At 68.3% G+C, this 23,569-nt stretch carries 24 protein-coding genes, 1 tRNA gene and 1 pseudogene; 12 read left to right on the top strand and 14 right to left on the bottom strand.

Going from position 1 to position 23,569, the window contains the following annotated elements; genetic code table 11:
• Nucleotides 1-50: 50 nt before the first annotated feature.
• Together SK854_RS16640 and SK854_RS16645 are read right to left on the bottom strand one after the other, a co-directional pair.
• Nucleotides 51-1,691, bottom strand: a complete 1,641-nt coding sequence (locus SK854_RS16640) for an MDR family MFS transporter (RefSeq protein WP_319975998.1) — start codon at nucleotides 1,689-1,691, stop codon at nucleotides 51-53.
• Nucleotides 1,692-1,693: 2 nt separating this feature from the next.
• Nucleotides 1,694-2,215 carry a MarR family winged helix-turn-helix transcriptional regulator gene (locus SK854_RS16645; protein ID WP_319975999.1) on the bottom strand — a complete coding sequence of 174 codons (522 nt, stop codon included), beginning with the start codon at nucleotides 2,213-2,215 and terminating at the stop codon, nucleotides 1,694-1,696.
• A 174-nt stretch (nucleotides 2,216-2,389) separates the two neighbouring features.
• Here SK854_RS16645 and SK854_RS16650 point away from each other — a divergent pair, with 174 nt between their 5' ends.
• The 3 genes from SK854_RS16650 to SK854_RS16660 all read left to right on the top strand — a co-directional run bounded on the left by SK854_RS16650 (nucleotide 2,390) and on the right by SK854_RS16660 (nucleotide 4,655).
• Nucleotides 2,390-2,842, top strand: coding sequence for a DUF4442 domain-containing protein (locus SK854_RS16650; RefSeq protein WP_319976000.1), 453 nt, complete (start codon nucleotides 2,390-2,392; stop codon nucleotides 2,840-2,842).
• Between the two features lie 118 nt (nucleotides 2,843-2,960).
• Nucleotides 2,961-3,659, top strand: coding sequence for an excalibur calcium-binding domain-containing protein (locus tag SK854_RS16655; protein ID WP_319976001.1), 699 nt, complete (start codon nucleotides 2,961-2,963; stop codon nucleotides 3,657-3,659).
• A gap of 18 nt (nucleotides 3,660-3,677) precedes the next feature.
• Nucleotides 3,678-4,655, top strand: a complete 978-nt coding sequence (locus tag SK854_RS16660; RefSeq protein WP_319976002.1) for a TIGR03617 family F420-dependent LLM class oxidoreductase — start codon at nucleotides 3,678-3,680, stop codon at nucleotides 4,653-4,655.
• Here SK854_RS16660 and SK854_RS16665 read toward each other — a convergent pair.
• Nucleotides 4,637-4,810, bottom strand: a complete 174-nt coding sequence (locus tag SK854_RS16665) for a hypothetical protein (protein WP_319976003.1) — start codon at nucleotides 4,808-4,810, stop codon at nucleotides 4,637-4,639. The genes SK854_RS16660 and SK854_RS16665 overlap by 19 nt on opposite strands.
• A 144-nt stretch (nucleotides 4,811-4,954) precedes the next feature.
• On the opposite strand from SK854_RS16665, the gene SK854_RS16670 reads away from it, so the two are divergent.
• Nucleotides 4,955-5,560 carry an ArsR/SmtB family transcription factor gene (locus SK854_RS16670; RefSeq protein WP_319976004.1) on the top strand — a complete coding sequence of 202 codons (606 nt, stop codon included), beginning with the start codon at nucleotides 4,955-4,957 and terminating at the stop codon, nucleotides 5,558-5,560.
• The gene (locus SK854_RS16675) at nucleotides 5,557-6,297 is read left to right on the top strand and encodes an SRPBCC family protein (protein WP_319976005.1); all 741 of its coding nucleotides are present in this window, start codon (nucleotides 5,557-5,559) and stop codon (nucleotides 6,295-6,297) included. The genes SK854_RS16670 and SK854_RS16675 overlap by 4 nt, the downstream gene beginning before the upstream one ends.
• On the opposite strand, the gene SK854_RS16680 is transcribed toward SK854_RS16675, so the two are convergent.
• Complete coding sequence (locus SK854_RS16680) at nucleotides 6,270-7,088, bottom strand: endo alpha-1,4 polygalactosaminidase (protein WP_319976006.1); 819 nt, start codon at nucleotides 7,086-7,088, stop codon at nucleotides 6,270-6,272. The two genes, SK854_RS16675 and SK854_RS16680, sit on opposite strands and share 28 nt — an antisense overlap.
• Before the next feature lie 85 nt (nucleotides 7,089-7,173).
• Between SK854_RS16680 and dctA the strand changes: the two genes are divergently transcribed.
• Nucleotides 7,174-8,508 carry a C4-dicarboxylate transporter DctA gene (dctA, locus tag SK854_RS16685; protein WP_319976007.1) on the top strand — a complete coding sequence of 445 codons (1,335 nt, stop codon included), beginning with the start codon at nucleotides 7,174-7,176 and terminating at the stop codon, nucleotides 8,506-8,508.
• On the opposite strand, the gene SK854_RS16690 is transcribed toward dctA, so the two are convergent.
• Nucleotides 8,398-9,978, bottom strand: a complete 1,581-nt coding sequence (locus SK854_RS16690; RefSeq protein ID WP_319976008.1) for a DUF885 domain-containing protein — start codon at nucleotides 9,976-9,978, stop codon at nucleotides 8,398-8,400. The two genes, dctA and SK854_RS16690, sit on opposite strands and share 111 nt — an antisense overlap.
• Nucleotides 9,979-10,043: 65 nt before the next feature.
• On the opposite strand from SK854_RS16690, the gene SK854_RS16695 reads away from it, so the two are divergent.
• Together SK854_RS16695 and SK854_RS16700 are read left to right on the top strand one after the other, a co-directional pair.
• A complete protein-coding gene (locus SK854_RS16695; protein ID WP_319976009.1) occupies nucleotides 10,044-10,703 on the top strand; it encodes an HNH endonuclease family protein in 660 nt (219 codons plus the stop codon).
• A 21-nt stretch (nucleotides 10,704-10,724) separates the two neighbouring features.
• Nucleotides 10,725-11,138, top strand: a complete 414-nt coding sequence (locus SK854_RS16700; protein ID WP_319976010.1) for an NUDIX hydrolase — start codon at nucleotides 10,725-10,727, stop codon at nucleotides 11,136-11,138.
• A gap of 45 nt (nucleotides 11,139-11,183) precedes the next feature.
• Here SK854_RS16700 and SK854_RS16705 read toward each other — a convergent pair.
• A tRNA-Thr gene (locus SK854_RS16705) sits at nucleotides 11,184-11,257 on the bottom strand.
• Between the two features lie 108 nt (nucleotides 11,258-11,365).
• On the opposite strand from SK854_RS16705, the gene SK854_RS16710 reads away from it, so the two are divergent.
• Nucleotides 11,366-12,712: a hypothetical protein gene (locus tag SK854_RS16710; protein WP_319976011.1), complete on the top strand. Its 1,347-nt coding sequence runs from the start codon at nucleotides 11,366-11,368 to the stop codon at nucleotides 12,710-12,712.
• A gap of 24 nt (nucleotides 12,713-12,736) precedes the next feature.
• Here the strand turns inward: SK854_RS16710 and SK854_RS16715 are convergent.
• Nucleotides 12,737-12,904: pseudogene (locus SK854_RS16715) on the bottom strand (L-lactate permease); the annotation flags it as partial.
• Nucleotides 12,905-13,039: 135 nt separating this feature from the next.
• On the opposite strand from SK854_RS16715, the gene kduI reads away from it, so the two are divergent.
• The 3 genes from kduI to SK854_RS16730 are packed head-to-tail and all read left to right on the top strand — an operon-like array spanning nucleotide 13,040 to nucleotide 15,323.
• Nucleotides 13,040-13,867, top strand: coding sequence for a 5-dehydro-4-deoxy-D-glucuronate isomerase (kduI, locus tag SK854_RS16720; protein ID WP_319976012.1), 828 nt, complete (start codon nucleotides 13,040-13,042; stop codon nucleotides 13,865-13,867).
• On the top strand, nucleotides 13,864-14,589 hold the full coding sequence (locus SK854_RS16725; RefSeq protein ID WP_319976013.1) for an SDR family oxidoreductase: 726 nt from the start codon (nucleotides 13,864-13,866) through the stop codon (nucleotides 14,587-14,589). The genes kduI and SK854_RS16725 overlap by 4 nt, the downstream gene beginning before the upstream one ends.
• On the top strand, nucleotides 14,586-15,323 hold the full coding sequence (locus SK854_RS16730) for an IclR family transcriptional regulator (RefSeq protein WP_319976014.1): 738 nt from the start codon (nucleotides 14,586-14,588) through the stop codon (nucleotides 15,321-15,323). The genes SK854_RS16725 and SK854_RS16730 overlap by 4 nt, the downstream gene beginning before the upstream one ends.
• Here the strand turns inward: SK854_RS16730 and SK854_RS16735 are convergent.
• From SK854_RS16735 to SK854_RS16765, 7 genes are all read right to left on the bottom strand, one after another.
• Nucleotides 15,300-15,701, bottom strand: a complete 402-nt coding sequence (locus SK854_RS16735) for a hypothetical protein (RefSeq protein ID WP_319976015.1) — start codon at nucleotides 15,699-15,701, stop codon at nucleotides 15,300-15,302. The two genes, SK854_RS16730 and SK854_RS16735, sit on opposite strands and share 24 nt — an antisense overlap.
• 4 nt (nucleotides 15,702-15,705) lie before the next feature.
• Nucleotides 15,706-16,902 carry a DNA polymerase III subunit delta' gene (locus tag SK854_RS16740; protein ID WP_319976016.1) on the bottom strand — a complete coding sequence of 399 codons (1,197 nt, stop codon included), beginning with the start codon at nucleotides 16,900-16,902 and terminating at the stop codon, nucleotides 15,706-15,708.
• Nucleotides 16,903-16,925: 23 nt separating this feature from the next.
• Nucleotides 16,926-18,962: a bifunctional MFS transporter/dTMP kinase gene (locus SK854_RS16745; protein WP_406601783.1), complete on the bottom strand. Its 2,037-nt coding sequence runs from the start codon at nucleotides 18,960-18,962 to the stop codon at nucleotides 16,926-16,928.
• A 72-nt stretch (nucleotides 18,963-19,034) separates the two neighbouring features.
• Nucleotides 19,035-19,469 (bottom strand): hypothetical protein, encoded by a 435-nt coding sequence (locus SK854_RS16750; RefSeq protein WP_319976017.1) that lies wholly within the window; start codon nucleotides 19,467-19,469, stop codon nucleotides 19,035-19,037.
• 13 nt (nucleotides 19,470-19,482) lie between these two features.
• A complete protein-coding gene (gene topA, locus SK854_RS16755) occupies nucleotides 19,483-22,248 on the bottom strand; it encodes a type I DNA topoisomerase (RefSeq protein WP_319976018.1) in 2,766 nt (921 codons plus the stop codon).
• Between the two features lie 140 nt (nucleotides 22,249-22,388).
• Nucleotides 22,389-22,961, bottom strand: coding sequence for a hypothetical protein (locus SK854_RS16760; RefSeq protein WP_319976019.1), 573 nt, complete (start codon nucleotides 22,959-22,961; stop codon nucleotides 22,389-22,391).
• A gap of 48 nt (nucleotides 22,962-23,009) precedes the next feature.
• On the bottom strand, nucleotides 23,010-23,564 hold the full coding sequence (locus tag SK854_RS16765; protein WP_319976020.1) for a hypothetical protein: 555 nt from the start codon (nucleotides 23,562-23,564) through the stop codon (nucleotides 23,010-23,012).
• Nucleotides 23,565-23,569 lie beyond the last annotated feature (5 nt).

Below are 23,569 nucleotides of genomic sequence, written 5' to 3' on the forward strand. Positions count from 1 at the left end.
AAAGAGGGGCCGCCTGGAGCGGCCCCTCTTTTTTGTCGCCTGTGCGGAACTCAGACCGCGATGGACTCCGCGTCCGCCACGCGCTCCAGGCCGGACCTGGTCGACAGCGGCTTCTCGCGCAGGAACCACACGAGGACGAACGCCGCGATCATCACGATGCCGCCGGTCAGGAAGACCGTGTCGATCGCGCTGGAGAACCCGTCGAGGAACGGCTTCGCCAGCACCGGGTCGAGGCCGTTGAGGAACTCGGTGTTGTTGATGTCCACACCGGATCCGCCACCGCCCTGCAGCATCTTCGCGAACTCCGGGTTCTGCCCCAGAGCGATCTTGAACGCGTCGGTCTGCGCCGCGGCCTTCAGGCCTTCCGCGATCTTGTCGCCGACCGTGGTGAACAGGATCGACAGGAACACCGCGGTGCCGACGGTGCCACCGATCTGGCGGAAGAACGTCGCCGAAGCGGTCGCCACGCCCATGTCACGCGGCTCGGCGTCGTTCTGGATCGCCAGCAGCAGCGTCTGCATGCACTGGCCGAGGCCGGCGCCCATGATGAACATGAAGGCCATGACCAGCCAGCTCGGCGTGTCCGTGCCGATGGTGCTGAGCAGGAACAGCGCGACCGCCATCAGACCGGCGCCGATGATCGGGAACACCTTGTAGCGCCCGGTCTTCGACGTGACCTTGCCGGCGATCGCGGTGGCCGACATGATGCCGAACGTCATCGGCAGCAGCATCAGACCGGCCGTGGTCGGCGTGACGCCCTTGACGATCTGCAGGTACAGCGGGATGGAGACCATGCCGCCGAACATGCCGATGCCGAGCACGAAGTTGATCGCGTTGCCCAGCGAGAACGTGTGGTTGCGGAACATCCGCATCGGCAGCATCGCCTCGTCGCCCATGCGGTTCTCGACCCACACGAACGCCACCAGGCCGAGCACACCGATCACGTACATGGCGATCGACGTCGTCGACGCCCAGCCCCACTCACGGCCCTGTTCGGCCACGATCAGCAGCGGCACCAGGCCGACGGTCAGCGCGATGGCGCCACCGAAGTCGATGCGGTGGTTGACCCGCTGGTGCGGGATGTTCAGCACGCGGGCGACGACGAACAGCGCGAGCAGCGCGATCGGCACGTTCACGAGGAACACCCAGCGCCATCCGGTGACACCGAGGAACGAGCTGAGACCGGCGAACACGCCGCCGATGACCGGTCCGAGCACGCTGGCCGAACCGAAGACGGCCATGAAGTAGGCGGAGTACTTGCTGCGCTCACGCGGCGAGATGATGTCGGCCATGATCGCGAACGCGAGCGACATCAGACCGCCGGCGCCGAGGCCCTGCACAGCGCGGAACGCGGCGAGCTCGTACATCGACGTCGCGATGCCCGAGAGCAGTGAGCCCACGAGGAACAGCGAGATCGCCGCGAGGTACATCGGCTTGCGCCCGTAGATGTCCGACAGCTTGCCGTACAACGGGGTCGTGATGGTCGCGGTGATCAGGTAGGCGGTGGTCGCCCACGCCTGCAACGTCTGTCCGTGCAGCTGGTCCGCGATGGTCTTCATGGCGCTGGCGACGATCATCTGGTCCAGCGCCGCGAGGAACATGCCCAGCAGCAGGCCGGACAGGATCGTCATGATCTGGCGATGCGTCAGGGAGACCCCTGGCGTGGGTGTCGCATCGGTCGTGGTTGACATTTCTAGACTTCCCCTCCTGCGCGGGTCCCCGTCCCGCGTTCGGTCAAAAGCGCCGGAATCGTGCGCTCGTAGTCCTGGACGAAGCGTTCGAACAGGTCCGCGAAGCCCTTGAGGTCCTCATCGGCCCAGTCCGCGAACACCTGCTGAATCGCCTCGTTGCGCTGCCGGCGTCGGTTCCGGATCAGCTCGCGGCCCGCTTCGGTGACCGCGAGAACGCTGGCCCGTCCGTCCGCCGGATCAGCACGCCTCTCGACGAGCCCGTCCTTCACCAGCCCGGCGACCTGCCGGCTGACCGTGGACGGGTCGGAGAGCACCGCCTCCGCGAGCGCACTCGAGCGGCACTCTCCGAGACCGGAGAGCGTCGCGAGGAGCACGAAGGCGGACTTGTCCATGCCCTGCTTGGCCATCTGATGGGCGACCTGGGCGTGCATCTTGTTCATGCGCACCATCGCCATCCCGACTCGGTCCGCGAGCTCGTGCTCCGGATCGATGCCGGCGCCGAAGCACCTGCCCGGATCGACCATCTGACACCTCGTTGCTTGTAGCACCCAACTAGTTGCTCAGTACAAGCATCCATCTCGGTCCACCGAAACGCAAGTGAGTTCCGAGTCTCACTCCACAGTGGAGTGGTACGGACGCGGCGAGTAGTTGTTACCGACGGGTAGCCGCATGGGTTACTCGCCGGTAGCATGCCTCTCATGAGCCAAGACGTGTCGTTCGTCGCAGATGCCATGAAGCAGGCCGTGCCCTATGTGAAGACCACGGGCATCGAGTTCGAGGAGGTCTCCGCCAGCCGCATCGTCGCGTCGCTGCCGGACACCCCGGAGCTGCACAACCACATCGGCGGCCCGCACGCCGCGATGATGTTCGGCCTGGGCGAGTCCGCGTCCGGCGCCGTCGTGATGGCCGCGTTCGCCGCGCACCTCGGCAAGGCCACGCCGCTCGCGGTCCGCGCCGACATCTCCTACAAGAAGATCGCGATGGGCGTGCTGCGCGCCGAGGCCGTTCTCGGGCGTTCCGCGGACGAGGTTCTGGCCGAGCTGGAGTCCGGTACGCGGCCCGAATTCCCCGTCACGATCACGATCACCAACGCCGAGGGCGTGACCACCGGCGAGATGACCGTCGTCTGGACGCTGAAGCCCGCACGCTGAACTGGGCATCTCCGTATTTCAGTTCGAAACTGCGGTGAACCGTTCCGGTCGAAATACGTAACCTTGGCCACTCTCCGTTCCGAGGGCACTATCTGGAGTTATGTCGGGGTGGAGAACTGTGGGCGGGGTCTTGCTGGTCGCGCTCACCGCGGGATGCGCGGCGCAGGTACAGCAGTCGAGGCCTGTCGCCGTGGAGAAACCGGCGGAGGACACGCCGGTGACCGCGTCGTCGGCCACGGTCGCGCCCGCCCAGCTGGGCATCAGCGTGGCGTCGATCGTCGACGGCCGTGCCGTGATGCTCTCCGACGGATCGAAGGCCGAGGTCACAGGCCTCGCCCAGCCAGGACCGTGCTGGGCTGAGGCCGCCGCCGGCTTCGCCAAGGCGATGCTGCTCAACCAACAGGTGCGCTACGACAAGACCACCGGCGCGTTGACTCTCGCCGACGGCACGGACTACGCGTTGCTCGCGCTGGGCAACGGCGCCGGCCGCATCGCGGGCACCCCGACGCCCGTGCAGAAGGAAGCCGAGGGCGCCGCGCAGCGCGTTCCGATGGGTCTGTGGGGAACGCCGTGCGGCGGCAAGGACGCCCTGGAGACCTCGTCGGCTCCGCCTCCTCCGCCGCCGCCCACGACGACCACCCCCAAGCCGAAGCCGCCGGTCACCACGACCACGCCGAAGCCCGTCTTCTACGCGAGCTGCGACGACGTGCGCCGGGCCGGCAAGGCGCCGCTCTACTGGGGCCAGCCGGGCTACCGCGTCGAGCTCGACGACAACCGCAACGGCGTCGCCTGCGAGTCCCGGTACGGATACCGGTGACCCAATAGCCTCAGCGGCATGAAGCTGGACAGCAGTGCCGTCGACTACACCCCAGGCGAGGCCGGGGCGATCGCGAAGCGGGCGGAGGACCGGGGCTACGACGGGTTCTGGCTCGCCGAGACCAAGCACGACCCGTTCCTCGCGCTGGCCGGTGCCGCCGCGGCGACCGAGCGGATCGAGCTCGGCACGGCGATCGCGGTGGCGTTCGCGCGCAACCCGATGACCGTCGCCACCACGGCGAACGACCTGCGGCTGCTGTCGGAGGGCCGCTTCAACCTCGGCCTGGGCTCGCAGGTCGAGGCCCACATCACCAAGCGCTTCTCGATGCCGTGGAGCAAGCCGGCCGCACGTATGCGCGAGTTCGTGCTGGCGATCCGCGCGATCTGGCACGCCTGGGAGACCGGCGAACGGCTGGCGTTCCGCGGCGAGTTCTACAAGCACACGCTGATGACGCCGTTCTTCGATCCCGGCCCGAACCCTCACGGCACCGCGCCGATCTACCTCGCCGGTGTCGGCGGGCTGATGACCGAGGTGGCGGGCGAGGTCGCGGACGGCTTCCTGTGCCACAACTTCACGACTGAGCGGTACCTGCGCGAGGTGACGCTGCCGGCGCTGGAACGCGGCCGTGCGAAGGCCGGGAAGACGTTGGAGGGCTTCGAGATCAGCGGCCCGGTGTTCGCCGCGACGAACGACGAGGAGGTCGCGGACGTCAAGCGGCAGATCGCGTTCTACGGGTCGACGCCCGCGTACCGGCCGGTGCTGGAGCTGCACGGCTGGGGCGCGCTGCACGAGGAGCTGCACCGCATGTCACGGCGGCAGCAGTGGGCGGAGATGAGCGAGCTGATCACGGACGAGGTGCTGGCCGAGTTCTGCGTGCTGGGCTCTCCCGAGACCGTCACGGACGCGCTGCTGGCGCGCTACGGCGACGTCGTCACCAGGATCTCTCCTTCGGGAGACGTGCTCCAGAAGGATCCGGCTCAGCGTCCCGAGAAATGACTGAGCCCCTGTCGTGCCAGCTCGGCGTGGAAACCGCCGAGCTCGGCGCGCACTCTGGCGACGCCCCTCTTGCGGATCCACCTGCGTCTGCCGACGTTGGCTGCGGTCAGGGCGAACGGGAGTGCCAGCAGGGTCAGGGCCAGCATCATCATCATGTCGTCTCCTCAGGGGTTGCGAACAAGCAACGACCAATCGAGACGCCGCTTACGGTACCGGCTCGAACGCCACCCAGGTGGAGCAAAGTTACCGACAGCAACTCAGTTCTTGACTAATTTTGTTTTCGGTGTGACGCTGACGCCATGTTCGAAGTGGCGGTGATCGAGGATCCTTCGGCGGCCGAGGTGTCGCTGGACCCGGTGCGGGCGCGACTGCTCGCGGAGCTGGTGGAGCCCGGATCGGCGACGATGCTCGCCGCGAAGGTCGGGCTGCCCAGGCAGAAGGTGAACTACCACCTGCGCACGCTGGAGCAGCACGGCCTGGTGGAGCTCGTCGAGGAACGGCGCAAGGGCAACGTGAACGAACGCCTCATGCAGGCGACCGCCGCGTCCTACGTCATCTCCCCCACGGCGCTCGCGGCCGTGCAACCCGACCCGGCGCGGTCGCCCGACCGGTTGTCCGCGCGGTGGCTGCTGGCGGTCGCGGCGAGGCTGGTGCGCGACGTCGGCACGTTGATCACGGGGTCGGCCAAGGCGAAGAAGCGGCTCGCGACCTTCGCGCTGGACGGTGAGGTCCGGTTCGCCACGGCGACGGACCGTGCGGCCTTCGCCGAGGAGCTCGCCGGCTTCATGACCCAGCTGGTCGCCAAGTACCACGACGAACAGGCAGAAGGAGGGCGTCCGCACCGAGTCGTCGTCGCCCTGCATCCGAGCGTGAACGCCAACGCGTCCAAGGAGGAAGAGTCGTGACCCACGAGTTCGAGATCAGCAAGGAGATCGAGGTCGACGGGACCCCGGAGCAGGTCTGGGACGCCATCGCGACCGGGCCGGGCATCGACTCGTGGTTCATGGGCCCGCACACGGTCGACGGTCGCGTGGGCGGCCGCATGACGCTCGACCTGGGGTTCTTCCAGGAGTCCTCGACGATCACCTCATGGGAACCGGGCAAGCGCCTCGCCTACGAGAGCGACAAGGGCGAGGACGGCACGTTCCACGCGATGGAGTACCTGATCGAGGGCCGCGACCAGGGCACGACGGTGCTGCGGTTCGTGCACACCGGCATCCTCGCCGACGGCTGGGGCGACGAGTTCGTCGACCAGCAGTCGAAGGGCTGGGACATGTACCTGTTCACGATGGCCGAGTACGTCAAGCACTTCGCGGGCAGGCCGGGCACCTACGTGTTCGCCCAGTGGCCGGAGCAGCCGGAGGGCGCCGACAACTGGCCGGTGCTGCTCAACGCCCTCGGCATCCCGCAGGACGCGCAGGTCGGCGACGAGGTCACCCTGAAGCCGTTCGGCATCAACGGCGTCGTGGACTACGTCGTCCACCACGACCTGCACAACTTCGTCGGTGTGCGCGGCCCGGAGGGCATCTACCGGTTCCACGGCACCAGCGCCTTCGGTCACCACCTCTTCGGTGACGCGACCGGGCAGGCCGAGAAGTGGCAGGCCTTCCTGACTCAGACCGTGGGCGGGCAGACCTCGTAGACGTAGTCCTCGTGCCCGTACGGCACGACGTTCCGGTCGCGGCGGATCACCGACACCCGTCCGCCGCGATCGGCGCAGGACTTCTTGAACCCCTCGTCGGTGTACTCGATCTGGAAGAAGTCGTTGCCGAACGCCTCCGCGTAGGAGCCGCATTCGTCGCGCGCCTGGCAGTCCTCGGTGATGGCGAAGTCGAAGCCGATCTCCTTCTTGCCCGCGCTGCCCAGTTCTGCGGTGTTCTTCTGCGCGACGGCAAGGCCCTGTTCATGCGCGTATTTGACGAACGCCTTCATGAACTCCTTGGTGGCGTTGAGATCGAACGCCCCCTCGGCGCGTGTGTAGGAGTCGAGGTTGTCCGGCTCGACGCCCTTGAACATGGACGTCTTGCAGTCCTTGATCCACTTCTTCTGGATCTCCAGGATCTTGGTCCGCTTGTCGCCGGAGGAGATGTCGAGGATGCCCTCCTGCCACTCCGGATCGATCGCGACCTCGCCGTCCGGCTTCTTCACGAGCAGGTCGGCGTGGTTCTTCTGCCACCAGTCCAGCCCGCCCTCCGCCTTGTTCGGCTGGGTCTGCAGGGCGTTGAGGTAGCAGATGTTGTAGCGCCGGCCGTCGATGATCTTGCTGCGGTCCCGCACGACGATCTTGACCGGCACGTCCGGCTGGTAGGCGCCACCGAGCTGGTAGTCGAGCTGCCCGCCGGCGGGCGGCATCTCCCGTGGTGGCAGGTCCGGCTCGTCCGAGCAGGAGGTGACCAGCAGGAGCAGGGCGGCCACCGCCGCGGCGGTTTTCATGCGCGGCAGTCTGTCATCCATGGGGTAGCGCAGGCGTAACAGCAAAGCACTCCATTGCTCATAAATGAGATTTAGCTTCCATCAGGTGAAAAGTCGGTCGCTCTTCCTGCAGCTCCTCGTGGCCGTGGTCGCCGGTGTGCTGGTCGGTCACTTCTTCCGCTCGTTCGGCGCCGACCTGAAGCCGATCGGCGACGGCTTCATCAAGCTGATCAAGATGGTGATCGCGCCGCTGATCTTCTGCGTGGTGGCGACGGGCATCGCGAAGGTCGGGGACCTGCGCGCGGTCGGCCGGATCGGGCTGAAGGCGCTGATCTACTTCGAGGTCGTGTCGACTGCCGCACTCGCGTTCGGCCTGCTCGTCGGCAACGTCGTGCGTCCCGGCGACGGCATGAACGTCGATCCGTCCACATTGGACGCCTCCGCCGTCGAGGCGAAGACGCAGGGCGGCCACCTCCCGGGCGTCGTCCAGTTCCTGCTCGACCTCATCCCTTCCAGTGTGGTGGACGCGCTGGCGCGCAACGCGTTGCTCCAGGTGCTGCTGTTCGCGGTGCTGTTCGGCTGCGCGCTCGCCCAGCTCGGCGAACGCGGCACACCGGTCGTGGACCTGTTGGAGCGCATCAACCTGGCGTTCTTCGCGGTGCTGGGCTACATCATGAAACTGGCGCCGCTCGGAGCGTTCGGCGCGATGGCGTTCCTGGTCGGGCAGTACGGCCTGGGGTCGCTGCGCACGTACCTGTGGCTGATCCTGGCGTCCTACGGCGCGGCCCTGCTGTTCTGCACGCTGCTCGGCATCATCGCGTGGGTGTTCGCGCGGGTCAACCTCCTGTTGTTCCTGCGCTACACCAAGGAGGAGTTCCTTCTGGCGCTCGGCACGGCGTCGTCGGAAGCCGTGCTGCCGCGGATGATGGCGAAGCTGCAACGCGCGGGCTGCGCACCCACGTCCGTCGGCCTGGTGCTGCCGACCGGATACTCGTTCAACCTCGACGGCGCCTCGATCTACCTGTCGCTGGCGACGCTGTTCCTGGCGCAGGCGCTGAACATCCCGCTCGACCTCGGCGACCAGCTGACGATCGTGCTGGTGCTCGTGCTGACCTCGAAGGGCATGGCGGGCGTGCCGGGTTCGGCGTTCCTGGCCCTGTCCGCCACCGTCGCCGCGGTCGGCTCGATCCCCGCCGCGGCGGTGGCGTTGCTGCTGGGCGCCGACCGGATCATGGACTCCATGAGGGTGTTCACGAACCTGCTGGGCAACTGCGTGGCGACGTTCGTGGTGTCCCGCTGGGAAGGCATGCTCGACGTCGAACGGATGCGGTCAGTGCTCGGCGATCCACGCGGTCACGACCTCGTCGACGAGCGCGAGGGTGAGCCTGCCGTGGCGCAGGACGGCCTCGTGGAAGTCGCGGACGTCGAACGCCGTCCCTAGCGCTCGTTCCGCGGTGGCGCGCAGTTCCTGGAACTTGAGGCGCCCCACCGCGTACGCGAGCGCCTGGCCGGGTTCGCCGAGACAGCGGTCCACCTCGGACTCGATCCGCGCGAGCCCCATCGGCGTGTTCTCGACGAGGAAGCTGACGGCCTGCCGACGGCTCCACCCCAGGGCGTGCAGGCCGGTGTCGACGACGAGCCGGCCCGCGCGCATGGCGTCCATCGTGAGCATGCCGAGCCTGGCCTCGTCGTCGCTGTAGAGGCCCATCTCGTCGGCGAGCCGTTCGCAGTACAGGGCCCAGCCCTCGCTGAACACGCTGATCGGAGCCTTGCGCCTGAGAACAGGAAGGTCCTTCAGCAGCGCGGCCTTCGAGTGCTCGAAGTGATGTCCCGGCACGGCCTCGTGGTACGCCGTGGCCTCGTCCGTGATCCTGAGCCGGTTCCGCGGGTCCTTGGTGTTGACGAAGTACGTGCCGGGCCGGCTGCCGTCCTCCGCGGCCGGGAAGTAGCTCGGCGGCACGTGCGCGGGCACGCCCGGCGGCGCCGCTTTGATCACGCACGTCGCGTCCGGCACCGTGCGGAACCAGCGCGGAGCAGCGGCTTCGGCCTTCTCGACGGCCGCGCGGGCGGCGCGGAGCATCTCGTCGGCGTCGGTGTGGCGGAACGCGGGATCGTGGCGGATGCGCTCGAACACGCCGTCACCGCCGTACCGCGCGAACTCCGGCTTGAGCTCCTCGATCAGCCTGATGCCGGTGGCGTGCAGGTGTTCCGGGTCGAGGTCCTCGGTCGTGTGCGCGCGAATCGCCTGGCCGTAGGCGTCGTTCTGCAGCCAGCACAACCCGGCGTGGCCGACGTCGCGCCCCAGTGGAAGGGCTTCCTGCCGCAGGAAGTCGCGGTACCCCTGAATCGCCGGTCGCACCACCTCGTCGACTTCGGCGCCCTCCACCAGGTCGAACGCGCCGAGGTTCGCCAGATGCCCGTCCAGCAGCGAGATCGCCTGTTCCACCAGGTGTGCCACCGGCGTCAGACCGTCCGCGAACCCGGCCCGGTGCCGCGCGATCACCGTCGCGAAGAACCCGTCGAGCCCCCTCAACCGCTGCAGGTGGCCCTGCCGTCGTTCCGGCGTGTCGACCGGCGAACGCGACAGATTGGCCAACGTGCCGGGGACGACCGTGCGGATGTTGGCGCTGATCCCGAACTCGATCTGCCGGGAGCCGATGACCTCGGACTGCGTGCGCAACTCGTGCAGCACGATCCCCAGCGTGATGCGGTCGGACGTCGTCGCGGGCTCGATCTTCAACGCGTCCTCGCGGACGGCCAGGAGCCGCGCCCGATACCGCTCCCCCGCCTCCTCGCCGTGGTCGGTGAGCGACTCGTGGTCGACGTCGAAGCCCATCAGGCTGGCGTCGAGCGGATAGCGGTCGAGAATCACACCGAAGAGCCGGTCGGCAATCGCGTCGGCTTCCGACATCCGTCCCCCAGGAGTTACGCCGTTGAGCGGCCATCACCTGCTTTTGTAGCGGGTATGCCCTACCCATGCGGTGGCTGTTGCTGATCATCCTGCTGACCGGCTGTTCCGCCATTCCCCTGTCGTCCTCCTCCGGACCGCAGGTGGACCGGGTCCCGACGGGCACCCTCGACGCCGCCACAGCGCGCACGTCGCTGGCGGCCCTGCCCGTGGCCGTACCGGGCAGGCTCGACGGGTACGTGCGCGACTGCGACGACGGCAAGGCGTGCGTGTTCGGCCAGCCCTGGTTCGACACCGACGGCGACGGCTGCGACCAGCGCAGCCAGGTCCTGGCCCGCGACCTGACCGAAGTGGAGCGCAAACCGGGCCGTTGCGGCGTCCAGTCCGGCAACCTCGACGACCCGTACACGGGCACGCGGATCAGCGGCACCTCGAAGATCCAGATCGACCACGTGGTGCCCCTGGCGGAGATGTGGCGCAGCGGCGCCTCGGCCTGGGCCCCCGAGCAGCGCCTGGCCGCGGCCAACGACCTGCGCAACCTCGTGGCGGTCTCGGGCAAGGTCAACCAGTCGAAGAGCGACAAGACGCCCGACAAGTGGATGCCGCCCAACGCCGCGTACGCGTGTTCGTACGGGCGGATTTACGTGACGGTGAAGGCCGCTTACGGGCTGAGCGTGGCGGCGGCGGAACGTTCGGCTCTGGAGAGCGCACTCACGACGTGCGGTTGACCCGAGCGGTGAGGACGCCAGATGAACCCCGAGTACCCCGTCTCGATCAAGGGTGTGGTGATCCGCGACGGCAGGGTGCTGCTGCTGAAGAACGAGCGTGACGAGTGGGAACTGCCCGGTGGCCGCATCGAGGCCGGCGAGACGCCCGAGCAGTGCCTCACCCGTGAGATCACCGAGGAGACCCGGTGGAAGGTGAGCGTCGGGCCGATCCTCGACTCGTGGATGTACTACATCGAGGTGGCCAGGAAGAACGTGTTCATCGTGACGTACGGATGTCTGCTGGAGAGCGACGACGAGCCCGTTCTGTCGCACGAGCACAAAGAGATCGGGCTGTTCACCGAGCACGAGGTCAGCGCGCTCAACCTGCCTCGTGGTTACCGGCGCCCGGTCGCGAACTGGTTCGCTGAACTGCGCCGGGCGCGGACCTCGACATAAAGAAAGACCCAGGTCAGGAAGCCTGACCTGGGTCTTATCTCACCGAGCCGCCTATCGGAATCGAACCGATGACCTGCTCATTACGAGTGAGCTGCTCTGGCCGACTGAGCTAAGGCGGCGAGACGCGATAACTATAACCGACCCGCAAGCGCGTTACTCACGGGGGTCGGCTTCGTTGTACGGACCGTGACTGACGTCACCACCTCCCCACCGTCGAGGAGTGGTTCATGCGCCGTTCGTTGTCCGTGCCGCTGGCCGGGTTGCTGCTCGCGTTGATCGCGGCTCCCGCGCTCGCGCAGCCTCCGACCACTCCGGTGCCGGGACCGCGCGATCCGAACCAGCCGCCGGCGTCGGCGCCGAACGGGCCGCAACCGCTTGCACATGCCGTCGGGGATGCCGGGACCGGGCTGAGCGTGGTCCGGCTCGGGCCGCAGGGGGTGCCGACGAACACGATCCTGCCCGGGCTGGGTGAGCAGTTGCCGAAGCAGTCGGTGACCGAGTTCGGGCTGGGGCTCGCGAGTGCGCAGGTCAACACCGAGGCGTTCCTGAGCACCGAGCGGGTGGTGACGCAGGCCAATCCGTTCGGCTTCGCGGTGGCCGGGCGCTCGCCGCAGTCGCCGGGGACGCTCGTGCAGACGGCGATTCCGGACAACCCGCAGCCGACGAACGGGGGACTGCCGATTCCGGAGACGCCGCTCGCGAAGCTCAAGCTGCTCAACGGCAGCGTGCACGCCCGGTGGGACGAGAAGGTCGGGCCGTGCGTCAGTCCGCTTGCCACCGCGAAGACGTCGCTGGCGGGGCTCGAAGTGCTGAGCGCGTTGCCGGCCGAGGTGCCGTTGCCGGTGAAGACCAGCCTGATCAGCATTCCGGACGCGTTCGAGGCCAGCTCGGTGGTCAAGCTCGTCGACCTGCCGGGCAGCAAGAACAAGGCGGTCGAGTCGACGTCGACGATGCGGGCGGTCAGTGTCGAACTGGCGGGCGGCATCAAGATCGACGTCGCGACCCCGCCGACGCTCACGGCCACGGCGACCGGGGACGAGAAGACCTCGACGATCACGTACACCGCGCCGGTGCTGAAGGTCAGTCAGAACGGCAAGGAGCTCGGCACTCTCGACGCCGCGCACCCGACCCTCGACATCCCGTTGCTGCTGGACCTGGTCGTGATCAAGCTGCAGATCGCCGGGCTCAACGAGAAGAAGGCGGCCTTCACCGGCAACGGGTTCAGCGGGTTCCAGCTCGGAGCGACCGCGAGGATGCTCGACGTGCAGGTGCTGCCGACGGACAAGTTGAAGCTGCCGAACCTGCCGACGGCGCTCGCGCAGATCTCGCTGGGCGAGCAGATCGTGCGGGCCGCGGCGCCGCAGGGTGGCGTGATCTGCGGGACCTCGCAGCCACCGCAGACGACCGTGCCACAACAGCCCGGCGCGCCGGTGGCCCCACCCAAGGGGGCGCCGCCGCTGGCCTACACGAACGCCGCGTACAACTCGATCCCGCTGTTCTGGACCGGCACGGCACTGCTGCTCGCCGGTGTGGTGATCTTCGCCGCGCTGCCCGCCCGGCGCAGGTCGAGCTAGTAGCGACACACCACCCGCGGCGGCCGTCCCGATGGCGAGGTTCTGCGGCGAGATCATCTTCGCCATCACGCCACCGTTCCTGTTCGAGGCGCCGAACAGGAACGGGGACGCGCCGAGTTGTTGTGCGGCGGTGACCTGAAGGCCGCTTAACAGGAACAGAGAGCCCGTCGGATTCGGGTTCTGCTGGTACACCAAGGCCGGCTTTCACATGCCTGAACACGTCTGCGGCGGCGGGGAGACGGTGGGCTTGTTCCGTTGTGCGGAACGTAGTTCCATGGTCGGCGGACATGGTGTCACTCCGCCGCCTCGACCGGAAGGCATCCACAGATGCAGATCAGGCACTCGACCCATCCGGCGCAGTTGCCGGGCTTCGACACGGACGGGCTGCGGCAGCACTACCTCGTCGACGACCTCTTCGTACCGGGCGAGATCCGGACCGTCTACACGCACGAGGACCGCATCGTCCTCGGCGGCGCGAGCCCGTCACCTGGTGAATCACTCAAGTTGGAAAGCGCTTCCCCTCTTCGTTCCCAGCACTTCCTGGAACGACGCGAACTGGCCGTGCTCGCGATCCGCGGGACCGGGACGGTTACCGTGGATGGAACCGAACACGAACTCGGTACGCGCGACTGCCTTTACGTCGGCCAGGGCGCCGTCGACGTCGAGTTCCACGCCACCGACGAGAACACCCGCTTCTACCTCTTCTCCACGCCGTCGCACGCCTCGTTCCCCACCGCCGTGGCCCGCTTCGACGAGGTCGACGTGCTGAAGCTGGGCGACCAGAGCACCGCGAACGTCCGCGAGATCCGCAAGTTCGTGCACGCCGACGGCATCCGCTCGTCGCAACTGGTGCTCGGCGTGACCTCGCTGGCGCCGGGCAGCGTCTGGAACACGATGCCGCCGCACACCCACGACCGTCGCACCGAGTGCTACCTCTACTTCGACCTGCCAGAGGAGCACCGAGTCGTGCACCTGTGCGGCGAGCCGCAGAACACGCGGAACATCTTGGTGCGCAACGAAGAAGCCGTCATCTCGCCGTCGTGGTCCGTCCACAGTGGAGCAGGAACGCACTCGTACACGTTCGTCTGGGCCATGGGCGGCGAGAACCAGGCCTACGACGACATGGACCCGGTCGCCGTGACGGAGCTGCGGTGAGCTTCTCCCTCGAAGGCAAGACGGCACTGGTGACCGGCGCTCGCACGGGCATCGGCCGGGCCATCGCCCGCGGCCTGCACGACGCGGGCGCCCAGCTGATCCTCGTCGGTCGCGGCGACCTCTCCGGCGTGGCCCCGGCCCTGGCCACGGTCTCGGTGGACCTCTCGAAGCCGGAGTCGGTCGAGCCCGCGCTGGCACCGGTCCTCGCCGAACACCGCGTCGACGTCCTCGTGAACAACGCCGGCACCATCCACCGAGGCGCCGCCGTCGACGTCTCGCTGTCGGACTGGCAGCGGATCATGGCGGTCAACCTCGACTCGGCGTTCGAGATCTCGAAGCTCTGCGGCCGTCAGATGATCGCCAACGGCGGCGGCAAGGTCGTGAACATCGCGTCCCTGCTGTCGTTTCAGGGCGGAATCCTCGTCTCGGCCTACACCGCCTCGAAGCACGCTCTGGTCGGCATGACCAAGCTGCTCGCGAACGAGTGGGCGGCGTCGAACGTGCAGGTCAACGCCATCGCCCCTGGCTACATCGAGACGAACAACACCGCTCCCCTGCGCGCCGATCCCGACCGCGAACCCGCGATCCGTGAGCGAATCCCGGCAGGCCGCTGGGGCACACCGCGAGATCTGGTGGGCCCGGCGGTGTTCCTCTCGTCCGCCGCGTCCGATTATGTGACCGGACACGTACTGGTCGTGGATGGGGGCTGGCTGGCGAGATGACCGATACCGCCGTCGAAAAAACGCTCGCCGTGCTGGAGGCCCTGGCCGACCACTCGCGCATCACGGACATCGCGCGGGTGACCGGCCTGCCGAAGTCGACGGTCCACCGCCTGCTGCAGGCGATGGTGGACCGCGGCTTCGCGACCCCGGCCTCGGACGGTTACCTGACCGGGCCCAGGGTTCTCGCCCTGGCGGGCAAGGTCCTCCGCCCGATCGACACGGCGGAGCGGGCACGGCCGTCGCTGCGCGCGTTGCAGGAGTCAACGCGCTGCACCGTGCACCTGGCCGTGCTGTTCGGCGACGAGCTGGTCTACGTGGACAAGATCGAGGCCGACAAGCCGTACCGGATGGCGTCCCGCCTGGGCATGTCGCTCCCGGCCCACGGCACCGCCATCGGCAAGGCGGTGCTGGCCGCGCTCTCCACGTCCGAACTGGACGCCTACATCTCCAGAACCGGCCTGCCAGGCCGGACACCGCGCACGATCACCTCGTCCCCTCGCCTGAAGTCGCAGCTGACGCGGGTGCGCCGCTCGCGGTTCGCGCTGGACGACGAGGAGAACGAGGTGGGGGTCCGCTGCGTGGGCGCCGCGATCCGTGATCACGCGGGCACGGTCGTCGGCGGGCTTTCGGCGTCCTCGCTGGCGATGGAGCACTCGCTGCCGGAGCTGATCGCGCTCGGGCCGCGGGTGCTGCGGGCGGCGGACGAGGTGTCAGCCGCGCTCGGGTGGCTCTGAGACCAGGTCGGGTACGAGGTCGAGCAGCCGGGCGATGTCGTGGAACCCGCGCGGGCACGCCGTCACCACGGCGTCGTGCCCACCGGCGGTCCGTGCGTACTCCAGCAGGAAGGCCGGATCGATCTGGTCCGGGTAGTAGATCTGTGCCTCCACGACCACGCCGGTGTCGCTCTCGCAGCGGTAGTGCGGGTCGTGCCAGTGGATCCACCACGTCTGGCCACCGACCTCGATCTCCACCCAGACGTCGTCGATCAGATCCGGGTTCGGCAGCGCGCCGACGAGCATCCGTGCCATCGCGCGGAACTCGACGATCAGCCGGGCGAGCTCCGGCCGGAGCCGGGCAGCCGTCTCCTCGGTGACCGTCACGCGGAAGTCCAAGGCCTCACCCCCGGTGCAGCGTCGTCACCATCGCCTCGATGGCGATCCGCGGCTTCACGTTGACCTCGATGGCTTCCCGGCACGCCAGCACGGCTTCGAGCCGCCGCAGGATCGACTCCGACGACCACTGGGCGGCGGCGGTCCGCGAGTCCCCGGACCGGTCCGGGTGCATCAACGCGGCCTCGGAGCCGGTCTTGACCACCAGCGCGTCCCGGTAGAACCCGGCCAGGTCGACCAGGGCCATGTCCAGGGAGTCGCGCTGCGTCCGGGTGGCCCGTGATTTCTGCCGCTTCTCCAGGTCCTTCAACGCACCCTTGGCCCCGCGAGAAGCAGCAGCGGTCCCCTTGCCGGTGCCGCCGGCGCCCATGGCGGTCTCCAGCGCCTCCCGCTCGGTCTCGTTGCGCGACTCGTTGGCGGTGGACGCGTCGTCCTCGGCGGCCTTGATCAGCTCGTCGGCACAGGTGAAGACGTCGGCGGGTTTCCGCAACGCCAACGGGATCCGCAGCACGGCCTCACGCCGGGAACGCGACTGCTCGTCAGCGGCCAGCCGCCGGGCCCTGGCCACGTTCCCGCCGCAGACCGAGGCCGCCCACTGCGCCATCTCCAGCGAGATCCCGTCCACGGTCTCCAAGGCCGAAGCGATGGCGGCGGGCCGTGGCGACCCCAGGGACACCAGCCGGCACCGGGAGCGAATGGTCACCGACACGTCGTCCGGGTGATCGGAAGGCGCGCACAGCAGGAACACCGTGCGCTCCGGCGGTTCTTCGACAGCCTTCAGCAGTGCGTTGGCCGCGCCCTCGGTCAGCCGGTCCGCGTCCTCGATGATCACCACCTGCCACCGCCCGGAGGTGGGCCGGCGAGCGGAGATCTGCACCAGCGACCGCATCTCGGCGACGGAGATCGACAGTCCTTCCGGCGCCACGACACGAACGTCTGCGTGCGTGCCGTGCAACGTGGTGCGGCAACCAGAGCACTCGCCGCATCCGGGCCGATCGTCCGTCACCAGGCACTGCAGCGCGCCGGCGAAGGCACGCGCGGCGGAGGTGGGGCCGGACCCCGGAGGGCCGGTGAAGAGCCAGGCGTGGGTCATCACGCCGGGCGCGGGGGTGCCGCCCGCGACGATCGTGGCCGCGGCTTCCGCGGACGTGGACAGCATCGCCACCGCGTCGGGCTGGCCGACCACCTCGTCCCACACGCTCATGGGTGCAGTCTTCCAGCGAGGGGTCAGACCGCGGCTTGCGGGACCGGGCGCTTGCGCCCCGCCAGCAACGGGATCACCGCGGAACGGACTCGGTCCGCCACGTCGTCGACGTCGCCCACGGCCTCGACCACCACGTAGCGGTCCGGGGCGGCGGCGGCCATCTCGCTGAGCAGCCTCTGCACGCGCCAGTGGTGTTCCGGGCCGATGCCCTTGCCGTCGGTGACCGGGCGGTCGAGCAGGATGGTCAGGTCCGGGCGCAACCGGCCGGTGGCCCAGTCGACCAGGCCTTCGAGCTCCTGGTGTTCCAACGAACTGGTCGCGCTGAAGTGCGCGAGCGGTGAGTCGACGTAGCGCTCCATCACCACGATGGAGCCGCTGTCCAGTGCGGGGCGCACCTGCCGTTCGACGACGTCCGCGCGGACGGCGGCGGCTACGAGGGCTTGCGCGCGCACGCCTGCCAGTTCGGCGGACGACAGCATCGAGCGCAGCCGGCGCTCGTCGTGTTCGGGGTCGGCGGCCAGCAGCACTTCCAGGCCCTCGGCCCGCATCGCGGCGGCCAGGCGGCGGGCCTGCACCGACGTGTCCTCGCGGGTGTCGCCCTCGACCGCGATCAGCATGCCCTTGGTGGGACGGCGGCCGCGAATTGCCGCGAACAGCGACGACAGCACCGGTTCCTCACGGCGGTCGTCCATCTGCCGGTACGCGACGAGGCCCAGGACGATCGCGATCGCGGCACCGCCGAGCATCACCGGCCGGGTCGCGTCGACCTCCATCGGGTGGCCGAACACGCTGATCTGGCGCTTCTGCAGCAACGCGACCAGCAGCGGACCACCGGCCGAGGCGCCGAACAGCACGATCTTGAGCAACGACTGGATCAGCGCGACCGTGCGGCCGCGCATGTCGTCCTCGACCTGCGAGCCGACGATCGTGAGACCCGTCAGGAACGCCACGCCCGCGCACGCGCCGACCAGCGCCACCGTCAGCAGCGCGATCCACAGGTGCGGAGCCAGCGCGACCAGCGACAGCGCGATGCCGGCGAGAACGATCGTGACGCCGAACAGGCGGTTGTAGGCGAGGCGCTGGGCCAGCCTGGGCGCGGTCGCCATGCCCACGGCGAGCCCGATGAACACGGCCACGAACAGCAGGCCGAACGTCGAGGCGCCGCCCAGCAGCGACTGCGCGTAGAGCTTCGCCGTCGCGATCACGACACCGGCCGCGGCGAACGCGCCGATCATGCCGATGACCAGACCGCGGACCAGCGGGGTCGCGGCGGCGAACTTGAGGCCCTCGCGGAACATCGCGACGAAACCGGGCTTGTCCTCGTCGTCCTTCTTGCGAGTCGACGAGACGCGGCCGGACAGCTCCGGCAGGCGGGTCGCGACCAGGATCGCCGAGGTGAAGTAGAGCAGGCCGTTGATCACCACCGCGATCGTCGCGATGTTGAACTCGAGGTTCCCGCCCTGCAGGTTCAGGTACGCGGGGATGCCCGCGATCAGCGAGTACAGGCCGAAACCGCTGATCGTGGAGATGCCGTAGGTCATCACCAGGCCGAGCTGGTTCGCCGACTCCACCTGGTCGGGGCGGCGCAGCAGGTTCGGGACCGCCGACTCCTTGGCCGGGATCCACAGCATCGCGCAGCAGCCGACCAGGAAGTTCGCCACGAAGAGCCAGATCGGGGAGCCGATCAGCGCGATCGAGATGAACAGCGACCCGCGCAGGATGTCGCAGACGACCATCACCTTGCGGCGGTCGAACTTGTCCGCGAGCACGCCACCGATGGGCGCGAACAGGATGCCCGGCAGCAGCTGGGTCAGCACGACCAGTGACAGCGCGAACGACTGCCACTGGTAGCTCTTCATCATCTCGGAGACCAGACCGGTCAACGCGAGCAGTGACAGCCAGTCACCAACGCTGCACAGGTAGGTGACGAGCCAGAGCCGCCGGAACGGCCTGATGGCGAGAACCGATCGAAGCCGGTGAACCGTGGACACGCTGGACTGGGCCTGCCCTGCCTGGCCTGCCTCGGTCGCCGGTGTGTCCGCGTCCTGAATTTCAGTCACCCCTAAGTCGCCACTCCCGTGCGGTCAGCGTAACCGGATGTGGTGAGTCAGCACGCCGGACTCACAACACGGCTAGCTGAAGATCGCTCCGAGAATGCTGACGAGGACCAGGACGAAGAATCCGATGACGACCAGGCAGCCGATGAACGCGGCCACGCCGCTCGCCGGCTTGGCGGGTTGCTGTTGCTGCTGTTGTTGTTGTGGCGCAGACATTTGGTACGTCGGCGCGAACTGCTGAACCGCGTACGGGTGCGACTGCTGCTGCACGGGCGCTCGCTGCGCCCTGCCGCGCGGCCGCCGTTGTTCCTGCTGCATCTGCGACCAGACGGCCTGCCGCGCTTCTTCGGTCGGCTCAGGAGGTGTAGGCACCGCCACACGTGAGCTGAAAGACGTCCATTGAGGAGCGACGAAGTTGTCAGCCGTCACCAGGCCCGCGAGCGGGTCGGGGTACAGCCGGGGAGGCGGCGGGGCCTGAGTCCCGTCCGGACCGAACTCGTTGATCGGCACCGCCACCCCCTGCTCAGCTCTTGGTCTTGGCCGGAGCCTTCTTCGCAGCGGGCTTCTTCGCCGCCGCCGGCTTCTTGGCCGGAGCCTTCTTCTTGACCGGCCCCTTCGCGCGCTTCTCGGCCAGCAACTCGGCCGCGCGCTCGTCGGTGATCGACTCGACGCTGTCCGTCTTGCGCAGCGACGCGTTCGCCTCACCGTCGGTGACGTACGGGCCGAACCGGCCCTCCTTGATCACCATCGGCTTGCCGGACACCGGGTCGTTGCCCATCTCGCGCAACGGCGGAGCGGCGGCGGCGCGGCCGCGCTTCTTCGGCTCGGAGTAGATCTTCAGCGCCTCGTCGAGCGTGACGGTGAAGATCTGGCTCTCGTCGGTCAGCGACCGCGAGTCCGTGCCCTTCTTCAGGTACGGGCCGTAGCGACCGTTCTGCGCGGTGATCTCGGCGCCCGTCTCCGGGTCCTTGCCGACCACGCGCGGCAGCGAGAGCAGCTTCAGCGCGTCCTCGATCGTGACCGTGTCCAGCGACATCGACTTGAACAGCGAGCCGGTGCGCGGCTTCGGCGCCTTCTTCGGAGCCGTGCCGTTCTCGGACGGCTCAGGCAGGACCTCGGTCACGTACGGGCCGAAACGGCCTTCCTTGGCTACGATCTCGTTGCCCGAGACGGGGTCGGTGCCGAGCGAACGGCCCTCCTGCGGCGTCGAGAACAGCTTCTCGGCGATCTCGTTGCTCAGCTCGTCCGGCGCCAGGTCGTCCGGCAGGTTCGCGCGCTGCGCGGTGCCGTCGACGTCGCGTTCCAGGTACGGCCCGAAGCGGCCGACGCGCACGACGACCGTGCGGCCCTCGGAGTCGCTGAACAGCGGGATCGAGTTGACCTCACGCGGGTCGATGTCCTCGACACCCGTGCCGACCAGCTTCTTCAGACCGCCGGAACGGCCGATCGAGCCGTCGGGGCCGACGCTGCCGCCGAAGTAGAACCCGGACAGCCACGTCGTGCGCTGCTGCCGACCTGCGGCGATGCCGTCCAGCTCGTCCTCGAGCGCGGCGGTGAAGTCGTAGTCGACGAGCCGGCCGAAGTGGCCCTCCAGCAGCCCGACCACGGCGAACGCCACCCAGGACGGGACCAGCGCGGCGCCCTTCTTCCACACGTAGCCGCGGTCCTGAATGGTGCTGATGATCGACGAGTAGGTGGAGGGACGGCCGATGCCGAGCTCCTCCATCGTCTTGATCAGCGACGGCTCGGTGTAGCGCGAGGGCGGCGAGGTGGTGTGACCGTCCGCGGACAGCTCCGCGATCGTCAGGTCCTGGTCCTTGACCAGCAGCGGCAGGCGCGACTCCGCGTCGTCCGACTCGCCACCGGCCTCGGCGTCGACGGTCTCGACGTAGGCCTTGAGGAAGCCGGCGAACGTGATCGTGCGGCCGGACGCGGCGAACGTGACCTCCTGGCCCGTGCCCGCGCGGCCCTGGATGCGAATGCTGGTCGTGTTGCCCCGTGCGTCGGCCATCTGGGAGGCGATCGTGCGCTGCCAGATCATCTCGTAGAGCTTGAACTCGTCCGAGTCGAGCTCGGCGGCGACCTGACCGGGCGTGCGGAAGACCTCGCCCGCCGGCCTGATCGCCTCGTGGGCCTCCTGCGCGTTCTTGACCTTGCGCGTGTACTGGCGGGGCTGCGGCGAGACGTACTGGGCGCCGTAGAGGTCCGTGGCCTGCGTGCGGGCCGCGTTGATCGCGGTCTCCGACAGCGTCGTGCTGTCGGTACGCATGTAGGTGATGTAGCCGTTCTCGTACAGCTTCTGCGCCGTGCGCATCGTGCGGTCGGCGGAGAACCGCAGCTTGCGGCCCGCCTCCTGCTGCAACGTCGAGGTCATGAACGGCGCGTACGGCTTGCGCGTGTACGGCTTCTCCTCGACGGAGGCGACCTTGACCGGCGCGTTCTGCAGCCCGGCCGCGATGGCACGGGCCTGCGCCTCGTCCAGCACGACGACGTCGGACTTGCCGGTGAGCTTGCCGTCCGAACCGAAGTCACGGCCCGTGGCGAGACGCGTGCCGTCGACGGCGACGAGACGCGCGCCGAACTGACGCGGCGCCGCGTCGGCACCGGCGTCCATCTGCGCGGAGATGTCCCAGTAGCTCGCTGAGACGAACTTCATCCGCTCGCGTTCGCGTTCCACGACCAGACGCGTCGCCACGGACTGCACGCGGCCAGCCGAGAGCTTCGGCATGACCTTCTTCCACAGGACCGGGCTGACCTCGTAGCCGTAGAGACGGTCGAGGATGCGGCGGGTCTCCTGCGCGTCGACCAGGTCCTGGTCCAGGTCACGCGGGTTGGCCGCGGCGGCCTGGATCGCGGACTCGGTGATCTCGTGGAAGACCATCCGGCGGACCGGGATCTTCGGCTTGAGAGTCTCCAGCAGGTGCCACGCGATGGCTTCACCCTCGCGGTCACCGTCTGTCGCGAGGTAGAGCTCGTCGACGTCCTTCAACGCTTCCTTGAGCTCGGTGACCAGCGACTTCTTGTCTGCGGAGATCACGTAGAGGGGCTCGAAGTCGTGGTCGACGTCCACGCCGAGCCTGGCCCAGGCCTGGCCCTTGAACTTCGCGGGAACGTCGGCGGCACCGCGCGGAAGGTCCCGGATGTGTCCCCTGGAGGACTCCACGACGAAGTTGGCGCCGAGGTACGAGGCGATCTTGCGCGCCTTCGTGGGCGACTCGACGATCACAAGCCGTCGAATGTTGCCGCCCTCTCCTCCGCTGCTCTTTTTCGTCCGTGTCGATCCAGCCACTCGCCGTCCCGCTCTCTTCCAAACCCGGTTCCCAGGCCCGCCAGTGTTGCCCAGCGTCGGCCGAAAAGCACACCATCCGTCATGTCTCCGCGACGCCCGTACGACGAGACAGAGTGACACAACCATGCCGGACGGCCCGCTCAGGCCGCCGGCCAGGTGCTCATCGCCACTCCCTGCGGAGGGCTTCCGACCAGCTCAGCGAGCCGTGCCAGCCGTCGTCGGCCGGTTACCCGCAACGCCGGTGCCCCTACCAGGGTGCACGGAAGTCCCGATGCGAGCAGCGCATTTTGCAACGGTGCGTGTGTCTGCGGCGCGTTGGGGTCCAAACCGAGCAGATACGCGGACTCCATCCAGCTGCCCGCCGCCAGCGCCCAGACGCGCAGCACTGCTCCGTTCAGCTCGAAGTCCGACGGCACCGTCTTGGCGGTTCCGTCCAGCCAGCGGGCGGCCAGAGGGGTGAGATCGGTGCGGAACGGCGTGCGGACGAAGTGCGTTCCTGCCTCGTTCACGCACAGCTCGGTCGTCACCCCGCGCTCGGCGCACGCCTGCTTGAGAGGGCGCAGTCGCCACTCGTCGCGCAGCTCGGTGTACACGCGGGCGGCTGTACCGCGCGCGAAGCTGACGGCCTGCCCCGGCCCGCAGAGGAAGCCGGCGAGGTCCGCCTTGGCCGGGGTTCGTGCCTCGGCCGAGAAGAAGGACAACTGCCCCACCACGGCCCACAGGGTAGAACAGACGTTCGAGTGTGACCAGTGGGACAGTTGTTACTGACCGAGTTCCTGCCCCTTCGACCTGATCTCCGAGCACGGTGCCGACTTGCCTATCGCCGCTGCGTACTTCGGGCGCTTCTGCAGTTCCTGGAAGGTGGCGCGGAGGTCTTCCGGGCTGGTCACGACATTGGTGTCGGCCAGCACCTTTTCGGCGCTTTCCAGGAACTGGGCATTGGGCTCCAGCGCCTGGACGGGAGCCTGTGCGTCGCCGTAGGACTTCGCGGACTCGGTGACGAACTTGACCAACCGTTCGTGCACGCCCTTGAGGTCGTCCTCCGGGCTGCCGAGCTCCTTCAGCTTCTTCTCGGCAGCGGTGAACGCCGTGGTGTTGGACGAGACGAGTTTCACGTACCCGTCCTTGACCGCGGCAACATTCGCCGGATCCTGTTTGCGCAGCTCAAGGCCCGCTTCCATGCCCGGAAGGACACCGCCGCAGAACGCGTCCACCCACTGCCGCTGCGCGTCGGTGATCGGCTCGTCCGCCTCCGAACCGCAGGCGGTCAGCACGATGGCACCGGTCAGCAGGGCAGCGAGCAGACGTGTCCTCACCCGGC

Source organism: Lentzea sokolovensis, from assembly GCF_033949975.1.
GTDB classification, from domain to species: domain Bacteria; phylum Actinomycetota; class Actinomycetes; order Mycobacteriales; family Pseudonocardiaceae; genus Lentzea; species Lentzea sokolovensis.

Coding starts and splice junctions, on each gene's coding strand:
- SK854_RS16640 (WP_319975998.1), bottom strand. CDS start 1,691: ATGTCAACCACGACCGATGCGACACCCACGCCAGGGGTCTCCCTGACG.
- SK854_RS16645 (WP_319975999.1), bottom strand. CDS start 2,215: ATGGTCGATCCGGGCAGGTGCTTCGGCGCCGGCATCGATCCGGAGCAC.
- SK854_RS16650 (WP_319976000.1), top strand. CDS start 2,390: ATGAGCCAAGACGTGTCGTTCGTCGCAGATGCCATGAAGCAGGCCGTG.
- SK854_RS16660 (WP_319976002.1), top strand. CDS start 3,678: ATGAAGCTGGACAGCAGTGCCGTCGACTACACCCCAGGCGAGGCCGGG.
- SK854_RS16665 (WP_319976003.1), bottom strand. CDS start 4,810: ATGATGATGATGCTGGCCCTGACCCTGCTGGCACTCCCGTTCGCCCTG.
- SK854_RS16670 (WP_319976004.1), top strand. CDS start 4,955: ATGTTCGAAGTGGCGGTGATCGAGGATCCTTCGGCGGCCGAGGTGTCG.
- SK854_RS16680 (WP_319976006.1), bottom strand. CDS start 7,088: ATGAAAACCGCCGCGGCGGTGGCCGCCCTGCTCCTGCTGGTCACCTCC.
- SK854_RS16690 (WP_319976008.1), bottom strand. CDS start 9,978: ATGTCGGAAGCCGACGCGATTGCCGACCGGCTCTTCGGTGTGATTCTC.
- SK854_RS16695 (WP_319976009.1), top strand. CDS start 10,044: ATGCGGTGGCTGTTGCTGATCATCCTGCTGACCGGCTGTTCCGCCATT.
- SK854_RS16700 (WP_319976010.1), top strand. CDS start 10,725: ATGAACCCCGAGTACCCCGTCTCGATCAAGGGTGTGGTGATCCGCGAC.
- SK854_RS16710 (WP_319976011.1), top strand. CDS start 11,366: ATGCGCCGTTCGTTGTCCGTGCCGCTGGCCGGGTTGCTGCTCGCGTTG.
- kduI (WP_319976012.1), top strand. CDS start 13,040: ATGCAGATCAGGCACTCGACCCATCCGGCGCAGTTGCCGGGCTTCGAC.
- SK854_RS16730 (WP_319976014.1), top strand. CDS start 14,586: ATGACCGATACCGCCGTCGAAAAAACGCTCGCCGTGCTGGAGGCCCTG.
- SK854_RS16740 (WP_319976016.1), bottom strand. CDS start 16,902: ATGAGCGTGTGGGACGAGGTGGTCGGCCAGCCCGACGCGGTGGCGATG.